At 34.8% G+C, this 15454-nt stretch carries 13 protein-coding genes; 9 read left to right on the top strand and 4 right to left on the bottom strand.

Going from position 1 to position 15454, the window contains the following annotated elements; all coding sequences use genetic code 11:
- Positions 1-29 precede the first annotated feature (29 nt).
- A complete protein-coding gene (locus KHA98_RS12265) occupies positions 30-950 on the top strand; it encodes a family 2A encapsulin nanocompartment shell protein (RefSeq protein WP_213258222.1) in 921 nt (306 codons plus the stop codon).
- Entirely contained in the window at positions 934-2859 is a 1926-nt protein-coding gene (locus tag KHA98_RS12260; RefSeq protein ID WP_213258221.1) for a family 2A encapsulin nanocompartment cargo protein cysteine desulfurase, read from the top strand. Before KHA98_RS12265 ends, KHA98_RS12260 begins: the two co-directional genes overlap by 17 nt.
- A gap of 136 nt (positions 2860-2995) precedes the next feature.
- Here KHA98_RS12260 and rocD read toward each other — a convergent pair whose 3' ends face one another.
- Positions 2996-4249, bottom strand: coding sequence for an ornithine--oxo-acid transaminase (rocD, locus tag KHA98_RS12255; protein ID WP_213258220.1), 1254 nt, complete (start codon positions 4247-4249; stop codon positions 2996-2998).
- 195 nt (positions 4250-4444) lie between these two features.
- On the opposite strand from rocD, the gene KHA98_RS12250 reads away from it, so the two are divergent.
- The 4 genes from KHA98_RS12250 to KHA98_RS12235 all read left to right on the top strand — a co-directional run bounded on the left by KHA98_RS12250 (position 4445) and on the right by KHA98_RS12235 (position 8353).
- Positions 4445-4897: an Lrp/AsnC family transcriptional regulator gene (locus KHA98_RS12250; protein ID WP_213258219.1), complete on the top strand. Its 453-nt coding sequence runs from the start codon at positions 4445-4447 to the stop codon at positions 4895-4897.
- A 108-nt stretch (positions 4898-5005) separates the two neighbouring features.
- Entirely contained in the window at positions 5006-5779 is a 774-nt protein-coding gene (locus tag KHA98_RS12245) for a dienelactone hydrolase family protein (RefSeq protein WP_213258218.1), read from the top strand.
- A gap of 577 nt (positions 5780-6356) precedes the next feature.
- Positions 6357-7328: a DUF3667 domain-containing protein gene (locus KHA98_RS12240; RefSeq protein WP_213258217.1), complete on the top strand. Its 972-nt coding sequence runs from the start codon at positions 6357-6359 to the stop codon at positions 7326-7328.
- 8 nt (positions 7329-7336) lie between these two features.
- Positions 7337-8353, top strand: a complete 1017-nt coding sequence (locus KHA98_RS12235) for a M28 family peptidase (protein WP_213258216.1) — start codon at positions 7337-7339, stop codon at positions 8351-8353.
- A gap of 163 nt (positions 8354-8516) precedes the next feature.
- On the opposite strand, the gene rho is transcribed toward KHA98_RS12235, so the two are convergent.
- Entirely contained in the window at positions 8517-10388 is a 1872-nt protein-coding gene (rho, locus tag KHA98_RS12230; protein WP_213258215.1) for a transcription termination factor Rho, read from the bottom strand.
- 183 nt (positions 10389-10571) lie between these two features.
- Between rho and KHA98_RS12225 the strand changes: the two genes are divergently transcribed.
- From KHA98_RS12225 to KHA98_RS12215, 3 genes are all read left to right on the top strand, one after another.
- Positions 10572-10988 (top strand): DUF4293 domain-containing protein, encoded by a 417-nt coding sequence (locus KHA98_RS12225; RefSeq protein ID WP_213258214.1) that lies wholly within the window; start codon positions 10572-10574, stop codon positions 10986-10988.
- Positions 10989-11134: 146 nt separating this feature from the next.
- The gene (locus tag KHA98_RS12220) at positions 11135-11797 is read left to right on the top strand and encodes a response regulator (protein WP_213258213.1); all 663 of its coding nucleotides are present in this window, start codon (positions 11135-11137) and stop codon (positions 11795-11797) included.
- 33 nt (positions 11798-11830) lie between these two features.
- On the top strand, positions 11831-12748 hold the full coding sequence (locus KHA98_RS12215; RefSeq protein ID WP_213258212.1) for a sensor histidine kinase: 918 nt from the start codon (positions 11831-11833) through the stop codon (positions 12746-12748).
- A gap of 7 nt (positions 12749-12755) precedes the next feature.
- Here the strand turns inward: KHA98_RS12215 and KHA98_RS12210 are convergent, their stop codons facing one another.
- Positions 12756-13250, bottom strand: coding sequence for a metallophosphoesterase family protein (locus KHA98_RS12210; protein ID WP_213258211.1), 495 nt, complete (start codon positions 13248-13250; stop codon positions 12756-12758).
- 234 nt (positions 13251-13484) lie between these two features.
- Complete coding sequence (locus KHA98_RS12205; RefSeq protein WP_213258210.1) at positions 13485-15398, bottom strand: SPFH domain-containing protein; 1914 nt, start codon at positions 15396-15398, stop codon at positions 13485-13487.
- Between the last annotated feature and the right edge of the window lie 56 nt (positions 15399-15454).

The raw sequence follows: 15454 nt of genomic DNA, 5'->3' as shown, positions 1-15454 counted from the left end.
AATTATAAATCTATTAAAAATACCAAAAAATGGCAGAATCAAAACAACAACAGACCGCATTGGGCGATGTTGCAGCAAGACAACTCGCGATCGCAACACGTACCGTACCCCAAATAGGAACTACTTCACCACGCTGGCTAACGCATCTTTTGCACTGGACACCAGTAGAATCGGGTGTATTTCGTTTAAATAAAGTTAAAAACGCAAGTCATATCGAAGTCGATTGTTCTGCGCGCGACGAAAGGGTTTTACCAAACACTTTTGTTGATTATATCGAAAATCCCAGAGAATATAATCTTGCAGCAGTGCAAACTATTGTAGAAGTGCATACGCGCGTATCTGACTTGTACAGCAAACCGTACAATCAAATTTCGGAACAATTAAGACTGGCAATCGAAACAATTAAAGAACGTCAGGAAAGTGAATTAATCAATAATAAAGATTATGGTTTATTAAGCAATGTTGCTCCTTCGCAAATTATCAAAACACGAACTGGAGCTCCAACTCCGGATGATCTGGATGAATTATTAACTAAAGTTTGGAAAGAACCAGGCTTCTTTTTATTGCATCCTTTGGCAATTGCTGCTTTTGGTCGCGAATGTACACGTCGCGGTGTTCCGCCTCCCACTATATCTTTATTTGGATCTCAGTTTTTAACCTGGAGAGGAATTCCACTTATTCCTTCGGATAAATTGCCAATCAATAAAGGAAAATCAAAAATCATTTTATTGCGTACGGGTGAAAGCCGTCAGGGTGTAATTGGATTAATTCAGCCGGGATTACAAGGCGAACAATCTCCTGGATTATCCGTTCGTTTTATGGGAATTAATGAAAAAGCAATTGCTTCATATCTGGTTTCACTTTATTGTTCTTTAGCTGTTTTGGTTGATGATGCCATCGCAGTTCTGGAAGATGTCGAAATAGGAAAGTATCATGAGTACAAATACTAACACCAACGGTTTGCCAAACATTGACGAACTGCAAAATTTAGCCAACGAATTGTTCAGTGCTTTACCGAACGAATTTCCAAAAGAAATTTCGCTAAGCCCCGATAAAACGGAACATCCTCGTGCCACTAAAATTGCAGAAACAGTGCTGCAGGCCGGAAATGTAAATGCAATAAATGCATTTCCTGCGTATAGTCCGTCAACTGTTTCGCCTGCGCTTCCTTCCTTTAGTGGCTTTGGAGCTTCGCCTTCTGTTGCAAATTATGGAAATACCGGCGCTTCGGTTTTGTATCCAAATGCCGGTGCAGGATTTTCTCCTCAAAGTGAAGATTCTTTTGCCGGAATTCATCACGACAACGGTTTAAATATTAATAATCCGCAAACAGGCTTTTATGATATCAATTTAAAAAACAGTGGTGCGCCACAGCTTAATGAGGAATCATTATTTTCTTCATTACTTTTAAATGATCAATATTTGCCCTTTCAGACTGAAAATTCTTCTTTTGAAGCTGAGTTAAAAATAGCCTTAGAAACGGTGGACACGTTTTTCAGAAAAAGAACTGATTTTCCGTCAGGCGGAAGTGAAAATTCGTATTATTTTTTAAATCAGAATCCGTTCGCTCATCAGCAAAATACAAATGCAATAGTTGGAAATTCTTATGGAACAAACCCAATAAGCGGAATAACAGGTTCTGGTTTTAATGCTGAATTAATCAAAAAAGATTTTCCAATTTTAAGAGAAACTGTAAACGGAAAACCATTAGTTTGGTTTGATAACGCAGCAACGACCCAAAAACCACAATCGGTTATTGATCGTATTGCGTATTTCTATGAGCATGAAAATTCAAACATTCACCGTGCTGCACACGAATTAGCAGCCAGAGCTTCTGATGCTTATGAAGCTGCGCGAGAAAAAGTAAAAACGTTTTTGAATGCCAGCTCGGTAAATGAAATTGTCTTTGTACGCGGTGCTACAGAAGGAATAAATTTAGTAGCTTCAAGTTGGGGCGAACAAAATCTATCTGCTGGCGATGAAATCATTGTGAGCAATCTGGAACATCACGCAAACATTGTTCCATGGAAAAGGCTGGCGGATAAAAAAGGTTTAAAACTGCGAGTAATTCCGGTAGATGATGACGGTCAGATTTTGCTTGATGAATATGCAAAACTGCTGAATTCGAAAACACGCTTAGTTGCTTTTACACAAGTTTCGAATGCGCTTGGAACAGTTACTCCAGCCAAAAAAATAACGGAGATGGCACACGCAGCCGGAGCAAAAGTTTTGATAGACGGAGCGCAATCTGTATCACACATGAAAGTTGATGTTCAGGATTTGAATCCGGATTGGTTAGTTTTTTCCGGACATAAACTTTTTGGACCAACAGGAATTGGAGCTTTATATGGAAAAGAAGATTTGTTAAACGAAATGCAACCGTATCAGGCTGGCGGGAACATGATTCAGGATGTAACTTTTGAGGAAATAAAATACCACAAAGCACCTAATCGTTTTGAAGCCGGAACCGGAAATATTGCCGATGCAATTGGTCTTGGTGCCGCTATTGATTACGTAACAAAAATAGGAATCGACGCCATTGGGCAGTATGAACATTATTTATTAGAATATGCAACCAGACTGCTTAAAGAAATTCCGGGCGTGAGATTAATAGGAACTGCAAAAGACAAAGCGAGTGTACTTTCTTTTAATTTGCAAGGCTATACAAACGATCAGGTCGGACAAGCTCTAAACAAAGAAGGTGTTGCAGTAAGAACCGGACATCATTGTGCTCAGCCTATTTTGCGTAGAATGGGAGTTGAAACTACAGTTCGTCCTTCTCTGGCTTTTTACAACACAACCCAAGATGTTGATACTTTTATAAAAACCTTATGGGAACTTAAAAAGGTTAGATTCTAAAAATAAAAAAGAGTTGATGCAGCTTGTACATCAACTCTTAAGAAATAGTTACTTTTTTTGATATTTTAAGTAATTATAACCAGAAGGCGTTCGTCGCGACGAACGCCTTTTATATAATAAAGGTAAGCAGAATTAATTAATCTCTAAAATCGTTCAATGACTTTTCGATAATCTCAAGACATTCCTGAATTTGAGCTTCTGTCATTACTAATGGCGGAGCCAATCTAATTTTATTTCCGTGAGTTGGTTTTGCTAATAATCCGTTGTCTCTGAATCTTAGGCAGATTTCCCAAGCCAAATCAGAATCTTCACCGCAATTAATTACAATTGCATTTAGTAAACCTTTTCCACGAACTAAAGTAATCAGGTTATTTCTCTCTGCAATTTCGTTTAATCCTTTTCTTAGAATAACTCCAAGACGTTCTGCATTTTCAGCAAGATTTTCATCTTTAATAACTTCCAAAGCTGCAATTGCTACTGCCGCTGCAACAGGATTTCCTCCAAATGTAGAACCGTGTTGTCCCGGCTTAATCACATTCATGATTTCATTATTACACAAAACTGCCGATACTGGATAAACTCCGCCAGAAATTGCTTTACCTAAAATTAAAATATCCGGTTGCACATTTTCATGATGAACCGCTAATAATTTTCCTGTACGAGCAATTCCCGTCTGAACTTCATCGGCAATAAATAAAACATTATGTTTTTCGCATAAAGCTTTTGCTTTCGCTAAATATCCTTCTGATGGTACATAAACCCCAGCTTCACCCTGAATAGGCTCTACTAAGAATCCAGCAATATTTTTTGATGATTCCAGAGCGTTTTCAAGTGCTGTAAGATTATCATATTCAATTTTTATAAATCCGTCTGTAAAAGGTCCGAAGTTTTTACGGGCAGTTTCATCATTTGAAAAAGAAATAATAGTAGTCGTTCTTCCATGAAAGTTGTTCTCACATACAATAATCTGCGCCTGATTTTCAGGGATTCCTTTTACTTCATACGCCCATTTTCTGCAAACTTTCAAAGCCGTTTCTACAGCCTCGGCTCCCGTATTCATTGGAAGTACTTTATCAAAACCAAAATAATTGGTTACAAATTCTTCATAGTTTCCTAATTTATCGTTGTAAAAAGCACGAGAAGTCAAAGTCAGTTTTTGCGCCTGATCAACCATCGCTTTTACAATTTTCGGATGACAATGTCCTTGGTTAACTGCTGAATATGCAGACAGGAAATCATAATATTTTTTTCCGTCAACATCCCAAACATAAACACCTTCACCTTTTTCTAAAACCACAGGAAGCGGATGATAATTATGAGCTCCGTATTTGTTCTCTTTTTCTATCAAAACCTCCGATTTCGATGAAAGTATTTCTTTAGTATTTGCCACGATAATTTCTTTTTATTTAAACAAAAATATAAAAATTATTTATTTTAACCACTAAAAACAATTAAATTAACTTCAATATTAAAATCTTAAGCGAAATTAACTTATTTTTACACAGATTTAAGTCATTTTAAAATCCTGATTTTTAAATCTAAAATGAGACTTATTTTTATCTTTACACCAAACAAAAAATGAAGCATGGATATTTTAGATGAATTTGACATAAAAATTATCAAAGAATTAGAAAAAGATGGCCGAATTGCTTTTTCGACAATAGCAACCAACCTGAAAATTTCAAATACTATGGTTCATCAGCGTATAAACCGACTATTTGAGCAAGGCATTATAACTGGAATTAAGCCTATTCTTGATGAAAAACAAGTAGGTTATGACTGGGCTTCTTTTACAGGAATCACTCTTAATAAAGATTCTGACTCAGAAAGAATTATTGAAGCTTTAAAAGAAATTCCCGAAATCACAGAATGTTATTTTGTTACCGGTTCTTATACTTTGTATTTAAAAATTACTGCAAAGAACCACGAACACATGCGTAAGATCTTATATGAAAAAATCGATAACATTCCCGGAATTGCCAAAACGGATTCGATGGTAGAATTAGGATGTGCATTTAAACGGAATGTGTCTTTATAAACAAAAACCATTTTCTTTCAATTTTAAGAATAAAAACCTCGCAAGAAATAGCTTTCGAGGTTTTTTTGTAACATAATATTTCTGATATTTGTTAAAAATTGTAAAAAAATGAAAAAATCCACTGCACTTATTTTTGCAACTATATTATTCTCTGGCGTAATCAACGCACAATTAAAACCAGTAAAATATTCTGAAGGAAATGCAACTTTAAACGGTCTTTCTATAAAATCGGCTAAAAAAAGCAGTCAGAATCCGGGTATTCTAATCCTTCCGGCCTGGCTTGGAATCGACACTGCTTCTAAAGGATATGCCGAAAGCTTATCAAAACTGGGCTATCATGTTTTTATCGCCGACATTTATGGTGAAGGAAATTATCCAAAAAATACAACCGAAGCCGGGAAACAAGCTGGTTTCTACAAAACTAATTATGAAGCGTATCAAAAACGAATCAATGCTGCTTTGCAGGAATTAATTAAATCTGGTGCAAATGCAGATAATATTGTGATTATTGGATATTGCTTTGGAGGAACCGGAGTTCTTGAAGCTGCCCGTGGTCATTTGAATGTAAAAGGAGTTGTTTCCTTTCATGGTGGCTTAGGAAAAGAGGCAAGCCGAAAAACAGCACCTATTACAACCAAAGTTTTAATTTGTCACGGAGCCGATGATCCGTATGTTTCTGCGGAAGAAGTTGCAGCCTGCCAACAGGAATTGAGAGATGGAAAAGCAGACTGGCAAATGATTTATTATGCAGATTCTGTTCATTCCTTTACTAATCCGGAAGCAGGAAATGATAATTCTAAAGGAGCTGCTTATAATGCTGTTGCTGCAAAAAGATCCTTTGAACATTTGAAGCTCTTTCTTGATGAAGTATTGAAGAAATAATATTTTTTACAGCACACGGATGACGTGGATTATAGAGATTAACACTGATTTTTAACAAACCTAATTCATGAATCCGTGGCAAACCCGTTTAAACTGGTAAAATCCGTGGACAAAAAATAGCACACGGATTAAACGGATTATACAGATTGACACCGATTTTTAATACAATTAATTCGTGAATTCGTGGCTAAAACATATCAGCAGATAATTTTGATAATATTTTAATCCGTGACAAACCCGTTTAAACCAGTAAAATCCGTGGACAAAAATTAGCACACGGATTAAACGGATGATACAGATTGACACCGATCTTTAATACAATTAATTCGTGAATTCGTGGCTAAAACATATCAGCAGATAATTTTGATAATATTTTAACCCGTGACAGACCCGTTTAAACCAGTAAAATCCGTGGGTAAAAAATAGCACACCGATTATGCAGATGATACAGATTGACACTGATTTTTAGTAATTAATTCGTGATGATTCGTGTAATTCGTGGCAAAAAAGCACAAGCTAGTTTAAACCCTTACCATCTCTAAACTAAAAAACTAAAACCAAATCAACTAAATAACCAATGTCACATAGTCCGATTAGAAAAGATAAAACCTGCTTAAATTGCAGACATGTTGTTGAACAAAAATATTGCCCCAATTGTGGACAAGAAAATACAGATAGCCGAAAAACATTTCACCATTTGTTTATCCATTTTTTTGAAGATCTGACGCATTATGAAAATGCTTTCTGGAAGACAATTAAAAATCTTCTTTTTAAGCCTTCAACACTGACCAAAGAATATCTTTCAGGAAAGCGTTTGTCTTATTTAGCACCAGTCCGATTATATATTTTTATCAGCTTTATTACATTTTTACTGATTGCAATGTTTCCAAGTAAAGTAGGCAGCGAGATTGATAAAAGTGAAAAAGCATTAAATAAGGAAATTGAAAAAGCTTCTAAAGATCTGAATGTTAAAAAAGAAGACAAGAAATACTTTCATTTTTTGAACATGAAGAAAATTGATTCTGTCCAGAAATATGGAAAAGAAGAAGACAAGCTAAATACAACTAGCTATTGGTTTGTCGAAAAAGCAAGCCACGTCACTGAGAAATATACTAAAAAAGAGATTTATGTTAAGTTCGTAGAAGCTTTCTTTCACAATCTTCCTAAAATTCTATTTATTATTATGCCATTTTTCGCTTTTTTCTTGTGGCTTTTTCATAATAAAAAGAAATGGTATTATTTTGATCACGGAATTTTCACGCTTCATTACTTTTCTTTCTTACTTCTTATTTTCCTTATTATGTTTATCATAGACAGAATTATAGGTTTATTTGGAGAAGATAGTCCATTGTCATATATATCCAGCATTATTAATTTTGTTGGAACTATTTGGATGTGCTATTATTTTTATCCTGCTCATCATCGCTTTTATGGCGAATCCAGAATAGTATCCTTTATTAAAAGTGTTTTCTTATTTATAATTAACTCGCTTTTTATTCTATTTTTACTAACCATTTACGTTCTTTACACCTTTATTAATTTACACTAACTATAGGAATGAAAAAATTACTCCTTTTATTACTAATCGTTTCTGCGTACTCTTGTAAAACTGCGCAGTCGACAGCATCCAAAGACAATTCGGATCCTACAAAATACATTAAAGCGATTTCGGAAAAAGATCTTAAAAAAATGCTTTACACAATTGCTTCCGATGAAATGGAAGGTCGTGAAACTGGCTCAAAAGGACAGAAAAAAGCAGGTCTTTATATGATTGAGCAATACAAAAAAAGCGGAATCTCTTTTCCAAAAGGTGCTTCAGATTATTACCAACACATTCCTGCTGCTTTCTTAAACGCAAGACGCAACGAAAATTTACCTGATTCTGAAAACATCTGGGCATATATTGAAGGTTCTGAAAAACCAGACGAAATTTTGGTAATTTCTGCACACTATGACCACGTTGGAATTAAAGATGGTGAAGTTTACAACGGAGCCGACGATGACGGTTCGGGAACTGTGGCGGTTATGGAAATGGCTAAAGCATTTGCTAAAGCAAAAAAACAAGGACACGGACCAAAACGTTCTATCTTATTTCTTCACGTAACTGGTGAAGAACATGGTTTACACGGATCTCGCTTTTATTCTGAAAATCCGTTATTTCCAATTGCCAATACAGTTGCAGACATCAATATTGATATGATCGGACGTCGCGATGTTGAGCATTCTAAAACTAATAATTATGTATACGTAATTGGTGCTGACAGATTATCATCTGATTTACACAATGCTGTTGTATCTCAAAACGATAAATACATCAAAATGGACTTAGATTTTAAATTTAATGATCCTAAAGATCCAAACCATTTTTATGAGCGTTCTGACCATTACAACTTCGCAAAACATGGTATTCCTTCTGTTTTCTTCTTCAACGGAGTTCACGAAGATTACCACGGAAAAGATGATACTCCGGAAAAAATCGAATACGATGCTTTGACAAAAAGAACACAATTGGCGTTTTCAGTTGCATGGGATTTAGCTAATAGAGCCGAAAGACCAGTAGTTGATAAGAAATAGGTTCAAAGCTGTAAAGGCTCAAAGTTACAAAGGTTCTGAGGGACTAAGGTTCTGAGGTACTAAGATTCAAAAAAAGGGATGAGTAAAACTCATCCCTTTTTTTTATATAGATTCCAAAGAAAAACCTCTGGACCTTTGCACCTTAGTCCCTTAGAACCTTTTCTTAATCATTCATAGAAATCAAAAACTCTTCGTTGTTTCTGGTTTTCTTGAAACGATCGTTTACAAAATCCATAGATTCTACCGGGTTCATGTCAGATAGATATTTACGCATGATCCACATTCTTTGTAATGTTTTTTCATCCAATAATAAGTCATCACGACGTGTACTTGAAGAAGTAAGATCGATTGCAGGGAAAATACGTTTGTTTGCGATTTTACGATCCAATTGAAGCTCCATGTTTCCAGTACCTTTAAATTCTTCAAAAATAACCTCATCCATTTTAGAACCTGTTTCTGTCAATGCCGTTGCGATGATACTTAATGAACCACCGTTTTCGACATTTCTTGCTGCTCCAAAGAAACGTTTTGGTTTCTGTAATGCATTTGCATCAACACCTCCACTTAAAACTTTACCAGAAGCTGGCTGTACTGTATTGTAAGCTCTTGCTAAACGCGTGATCGAATCTAATAAGATTACTACATCATGTCCGCATTCTACTAAACGTTTTGCTTTTTCAAGAACGATATTAGCAATTTTTACGTGTTCTTGCGGTTCTCTGTCAAAAGTAGAAGCAATAACTTCTCCGCGTACGCTGCGTTGCATATCTGTAACCTCTTCAGGACGCTCATCAATCAAAAGAACAATCAAATAAACTTCCGGATGATTAGCAGCAATTGCGTTTGCAATATCTTTTAAAAGCATTGTTTTACCCGTTTTAGGCTGAGCAACGATCATACCACGTTGTCCTTTTCCTATTGGAGAAAATAAATCGATAATACGCGTTGATACAGAACTGCCTTTTTCGGCTAATTTGAATTTTTCTGAAGGGAAAACCGGTGTCAAGTGTTCAAAAGAAACTCTGTCGCGAACTACTTGCGGATCGTGACCATTAATTTTAAGTACACGAACTAAAGGGAAAAATTTCTCGCCTTCTTTTGGAGGACGAACCACTCCTTTTACAGTATCTCCGGTTTTAAGACCGAATAATCTGATTTGTGAAGTTGATAAATAAATATCATCCGGAGAGGCTAAATAATTATAATCTGATGAACGTAAGAATCCGTAACCGTCCGGCATCATCTCAAGAACACCTTCACTTTCGATAATTCCGTCAAATTCAAAATCTGAATCTCTGAAATTATTCTTTTTATTTTTATGATTTTGATTTCCGTTATTTCCATTACCGTTCCCATTTTGATTCTGATTTGGGTTTACGTTCTGGTTTTGATTCGGATTTTGATTTTGATTTTTGTTCTGATTCGGATTTATTTTTTTTACCGGAGCAGTTGTTTCAGCATTTTCAACTATTGCAGTTGGAGCATCTGAAGATTCTTCTTCACTATTTACTTCTTTTACAGCTTCTTTTTCCTTTTGTAGCGCTACTTTTTTCTCGTAAGCAGATTTATTAAATTTTACGATTTTAGGCTCTTTTTTCTCTACAACTTTTTCCTCAGCAACTTCTGCACCTTCAACATTTTCCTCCACTTTTGGCGTCGGTTGAATTTTTGAAGCGGGTTGAATTTTTGGAGTCGCCTGAATTTTAGGCGTTGCCTGAGTTTTTGTTTTTACTGGTGTCGGAGCTTCCTTTTTCTCATGGATTTCCTCAACCTGATCAAATTCCAGAACTGGAGCGTTTTTTGGACTTGCTGCTTTTTTAACAGGAGCAATTCTGGCTCTCTTTGGTTTATCGTCTGTTATTTCTTTTTCGGCAATAGCAGAAACTGGCGGTGTAGCACTCGCTTCCTGATGCGCTAAGATCTGAGTAATCAGAGTCTCTTTTTTAACGCCATTAAACTTTATAGTTTTAGCTAACTTAGCTATTTCTTGAAGCTCAGAAAGCTTCATTTCTTTTAATGCAGAAATATCAAACATGAATGTTCTATGAATTTAATTATTTTAAAGGAAATACTGTAAAAAGAATAGGTAGATAATTGTTTTCGATTGACCGCAGTATGAAGTGCTTACGGTATTATGATGCAATAATACGAATAAAATTTTATCATACAATAGTATTTTAAAAAAAGAAAATATATTTTTGTAAAACAATTTTAGACCATGATACAAAGAATTCAGACTGTATATCTATTTCTTACCTTTGTCGTAACAGGGGTACTTATGTTTTTTGTTCCGCTTTGGACATTAAATGGAGGTAAAGCATTCTATTTTATGCAAGATCAGTTTTACACTGTTTTATTAGGTTTAAGTACAATGCTTAGTATTGTTAGCATTATTTCATATAAAAAGAGACAAAATCAGTTTGTGATGAACAGACTGAACATGATATTAAATTTAATTTTATTAGGATTATTTGTTTACCGATCTCTAAATTTATCTGGAGAAACTGCTGCTGCAGTTTCAGAGAAAGGTATTGGGATGTTTCTTCCTATTGTTGCTATCGTATTATTAGTTTTAGCTAATAAGGCCATCAAAAAGGACGAAGATCTCGTAAAATCTGTAGATCGTTTGAGATAAACCTATAAACTTAATTTTTTTGTGCGAAGAGAACCCGAATTTTTATTCGGGTTTTTTTGTGCCCTATATTATTATAAATCAACCTTCAACAGCAGTTTTATATAGCTATCTTCTGTTAATTTTGTGCGCTTAGATCACAAATAACAATGACGCAAAAAATAAAAATCCACCTTGCCGATGATCATCAAGTACTTATTGATGGTTTGACCAATTTATTACAAACAGTTGAAAATTTTGAAGTTGTAGGCAGTTCCTTAAATGGAAACAATGTTTACGACGAAGTTCTTCAAAATAACGCTGATATCTTAATCTTAGATATTAGTATGCCAGAAAAAGATGGCATCAAAGTACTTCAGGAATTTAATGCAAAAAAAAGCCCTTGCAAGATCATTATTTTATCGAGTTATGATGATCTAAAAATCATTAAAGAAGTAATGAAACTGGAAGCAAAAGGATATCTGACAAAAAAATGTGCTGGCGAAAATATCATCGAAGCAATCCATTCAGTATATCAGGGACAAGATTATTTTTCTGATGCAATTAGAGAAAAGGTTTTTAAAAGCCTTACACAAAACAATCCAAAACTAAACAAAAACATTTATACTGAGAACCAAATTTTAAGTCCTCGCGAAATTGAAATAATCACTTTGATTTCACTTGAGTACAGCGGAAAAGAAATAAGCGAGCAGCTTTTTATAAGCATAAATACTGTTGAAACACATCGAAAAAATATTATGAAAAAACTGCAGACAAAAAATACGATCGGACTGGTTAAATATGCTTTAAAAAACAATCTCATCAATCCTTAATTTCAAAATAAATTTGCATCAAAATTTACTCCTATGCTGTTTTTCAGGATCTTAATATTGCTGTCTTTTATTCTTTCTTTTAATAACACTCCTGTTTTTAGTCAACAACAGGGAACTTTAAAGGAAAACAATCAGCAATACAAAACATCTAAGAAAACAAGCACTGCTGAACTAAAGAAACTAGATCAGTTACGAAACAAAAAAGTGGTAAGTCTATCGATACTTCTTATTATTATTTTGTTTTTTTTATTTTATTTCTTTTATCAAAATAATAAACTAAAACAAAAAATAAGACGAAAAGACATCAAACAGAAAATTCTCTTAGATGTAATTAATTCCGGAATTGACAGCCAGGAAATTGAACGAAAAAAAATAGCTTCTTTTTTGCATGACAATGTCAACTCTCTATTATCATCTGTTGGACTACACCTTAATACCTTTACCACACAAAACAATATACAGTCAGCAGAAATTCAAAAAGCAAAAACAATTTTAGCCGAAGCTCATGACCAATTAAGAGACCTTTCGCATGACCTTGTTCCCAGCCTTCTGGTTCGTTTTGGCTTACTTTACGCTTTAGAAGATTTATGCGAAAGAAACTCAAACATCGATATAGATTTTGAATTTTCGAATACAATCGAGACTGATAAAAGATATATTGAAAAATTTGAAATGAAGATCTATTTTATTGTATCAGAATTATTCAATAACATTATAAAGCACAGTAAAGCCACTAAATCTCAAATAAGTTTAAAAGAAAACAAAAACTGTTTTTGTATTAAAATAGAAGATAACGGAAAAGGTTTTAATACTAAAAAAATAGATGAAACGGAAGGCTTTGGATTAAACCGAATAAGAGCGCGTGTTAAAAAATTCAAAGGAACTTTTGAGATAATTTCAAAAGCAGAAAAAGGCACCGTAATAAAAATTAAAATCCCTTTACCGCATTAAGGAACAGCTATTTTTTTCCTATCTCAACAATCTCTAAATCCTTAATTTTATCATCATCAATTACAAATCGAAGCATTGTACGAACCTGATGAAATCCACTTTTACCTGCCGCTCCGGGATTCATATGCAATAAGTTATTCTTTTTATCGAACATCACTTTTAAAATATGAGAATGTCCGCAAATAAATAATTTTGGCGGATTTGAAGCCATTTCTTCTCTAATAGCAGGATTGTATTTTCCAGGATAACCTCCAATGTGAGTGATCCAAACGGAAACATTTTCACACATAAAACGATTATGCAACGGAAACTCCAACCTTGCCTTTGCATCGTCTATATTACCATAAACGCAACGCAACGGTTTTAACTTCTTAATGGTATCTGTAACACTTAAATCCCCGATATCACCGGCATGCCATACTTCATCTGCTTGTGCCACATATTTTAAAATAGTATCGTCAATATGGCTGTGCGTATCGGAAAGGAGGAGGATTTTTTTCATTCTAAGCTACTAAGATTCTAAGGCGCTAAGATACTGAGATTTTTTCCAAAAGATGCTAAGATTCTAAGTTGCTAAAATTCTAAGTTTTTTCTATAAAACTGTACTAAAACCCAGCTAACATTAGAAAAACACTAATAAAAAAAACCGATTTACTTTCGCAAATCGGTTTTCTAGACCTTTTTAATTTTAAACCAAACAGGGTTTAAAAATCTCTCTGGTTTGTTTCAATAGTTATTATTTCTTTGGATTTTTTCCTTCTTTTAATTCTTTAGTATCCATCATTTCCATTAGTTTTAATCCTAACAAACCACTGATAGAACCATCTGAACCACCATTTCCTGAAATCAATACATCCGGAATTACTTTGATATTTCCTTTACCAATTTCTTCGGTAACTTTATATCTTGTAAAATTATCACCTCCCATTGCAGTAACTTGCAACTGATACGATTCGGCTGTCGATTTACCAATTGCCATAATTTTTTCTGCTTCAGCCAAACCTGTTTTTGAAATTCTCTCTGCCTCTGCACTTGCATTTAATTTTGTTGCTTCTGCCTGTGCTCCTGCCCTTGCCTTTGTTGCTTCTGCTTCTGCATTTGCACGCATTTTGGTAGCTTCAGCTTCGGCATTTACATTCAGCTTTAAACTTGTTGCGTCTCCTTCTGCTTTTTTTACCGTTGCATCTGCCGTTCTTTGCGCAATTTCGACACTTTGTGAAGCTCTAACAATTTCTTTTTGCATATCAGCAATTGCGGTTTCTTTCTCCATTCCCTGACGTTGTTCCTGCGCCATTCTTTGGGTTTGATACGTTTTTTGTTCTTCTTCGGCTAATTTTCTATCTGTCAAAGTTTTCATTAATGAATCTGGCGGTACAATATCCCCAATCAAAGTATCAACAGCATTTACGTTGTATTCGTCCAATACTAATTTGATATGATTCTTAGCAGATTCCTGACGTTCTTTTCTTGTAGTCAAGAATGAAATCACGTCACTATCTTGAGCCGAGTTTCTAAAATAGTTACCAATTGTAGGCTCTAAAACCTGAGAAACCAAGTTATTCATACTTCCAAAACGTGCGATTACTTTTGGAGCTTCTGCAGCCGGAACGTGAATAATTTGCGCAACATCCAGATTAAACGGGAAACCATCTTTTGAACGAACTGTAATTGTAGAAAGATTTTTATCTAAATCATGCGATTCGCTTCTAGCATTTGCCCAGTTTAAAACCAGGTTTGTTGTTGGTACAGCTTCTAATTTGGTTGTATATTTATTCAACGCATATTTTCCTGGTCCAAAAGGCTCCATCCAGACACCACGTTGTCCTTTTGAAACAATGTTTCCATGCTTGAAGGTATCTCCTGTAACATCCTGACCATCTTCTCCAATGTATGAAATTACAACACCTACATAACCAATTGGCACATCAGTCATTGGATTTTGTTCAATTAAAATTCCCCACGTATTAATATAATAAGAACCCGCCAACATTACCTGAGGTTGTAAACCACGATTTCCGCCATGCTCAAGAAACTTATCAAAATCCTGAAAATTGTTGTGACTATCAACAAATTTTCCGGCAATTTGTCCTTGCGGAATTGGTTCTCCATCAAGAGCCGTTACAATACCAATCATGTTTTCGTAAATCTTGATCTGATCTGCTACTACAATCTCAAATAAGAATGTATTAATACGATAAGATCCTGTCGTAATAAACGCTGTCTGACGTCCTTTTTGTCCTCCGTTGTTCAAGAAAGAAGTAGCATCCTGAAAATTATCACTTTCTACTTTTCTTGCCAAGATTCGTCCGGTTGGAATTTCCTTTCCGTCTTTACTTAAAACCAATCCAATTTTACCTTCCGGAATTATGGTAAAGCCAGTCATATCTATAGAGTATTGCCAGATCCACATTCCCCAATACAAACCCGGAGCAAGTGTTTGCGCCTGGTAACCTGCTTCACCCTTTGTTGCAATAATACGACCATCAGGCAGGGATCTGTCCTGACCAAACAAAACGAATTTTTTGGTTACTAAACCAATTTTGTCTTCCGGAACAATCACCATTCCAAAGAAAACACGCAAAATAAATTTGTAAAAAATAAAGGCAAATAAGATTACAATTATCCACCAGTAAGAAGTAATTTCATTCATAGTTTTTGATATTTAGACTACAAACATAGTAGAAATAGTTCCTGTTAAAATTAAAT

Origin of the sequence: Flavobacterium branchiicola (genome assembly GCF_018383905.1) — a bacterium.
Classification (GTDB): Bacteria; Bacteroidota; Bacteroidia; order Flavobacteriales; family Flavobacteriaceae; genus Flavobacterium; species Flavobacterium branchiicola.
Note: the sequence above shows the minus strand (reverse complement) of the source record. Positions and strands in the feature narration are given on the sequence as shown.

Coding starts and splice junctions, on each gene's coding strand:
- KHA98_RS12265 (WP_213258222.1), top strand. CDS start 30: ATGGCAGAATCAAAACAACAACAGACCGCATTGGGCGATGTTGCAGCA.
- KHA98_RS12260 (WP_213258221.1), top strand. CDS start 934: ATGAGTACAAATACTAACACCAACGGTTTGCCAAACATTGACGAACTG.
- KHA98_RS12250 (WP_213258219.1), top strand. CDS start 4,445: ATGGATATTTTAGATGAATTTGACATAAAAATTATCAAAGAATTAGAA.
- KHA98_RS12245 (WP_213258218.1), top strand. CDS start 5,006: ATGAAAAAATCCACTGCACTTATTTTTGCAACTATATTATTCTCTGGC.
- KHA98_RS12240 (WP_213258217.1), top strand. CDS start 6,357: ATGTCACATAGTCCGATTAGAAAAGATAAAACCTGCTTAAATTGCAGA.
- KHA98_RS12235 (WP_213258216.1), top strand. CDS start 7,337: ATGAAAAAATTACTCCTTTTATTACTAATCGTTTCTGCGTACTCTTGT.
- rho (WP_213258215.1), bottom strand. CDS start 10,388: ATGTTTGATATTTCTGCATTAAAAGAAATGAAGCTTTCTGAGCTTCAA.
- KHA98_RS12225 (WP_213258214.1), top strand. CDS start 10,572: ATGATACAAAGAATTCAGACTGTATATCTATTTCTTACCTTTGTCGTA.
- KHA98_RS12220 (WP_213258213.1), top strand. CDS start 11,135: ATGACGCAAAAAATAAAAATCCACCTTGCCGATGATCATCAAGTACTT.
- KHA98_RS12215 (WP_213258212.1), top strand. CDS start 11,831: ATGCTGTTTTTCAGGATCTTAATATTGCTGTCTTTTATTCTTTCTTTT.
- KHA98_RS12210 (WP_213258211.1), bottom strand. CDS start 13,250: ATGAAAAAAATCCTCCTCCTTTCCGATACGCACAGCCATATTGACGAT.
- KHA98_RS12205 (WP_213258210.1), bottom strand. CDS start 15,398: ATGAATGAAATTACTTCTTACTGGTGGATAATTGTAATCTTATTTGCC.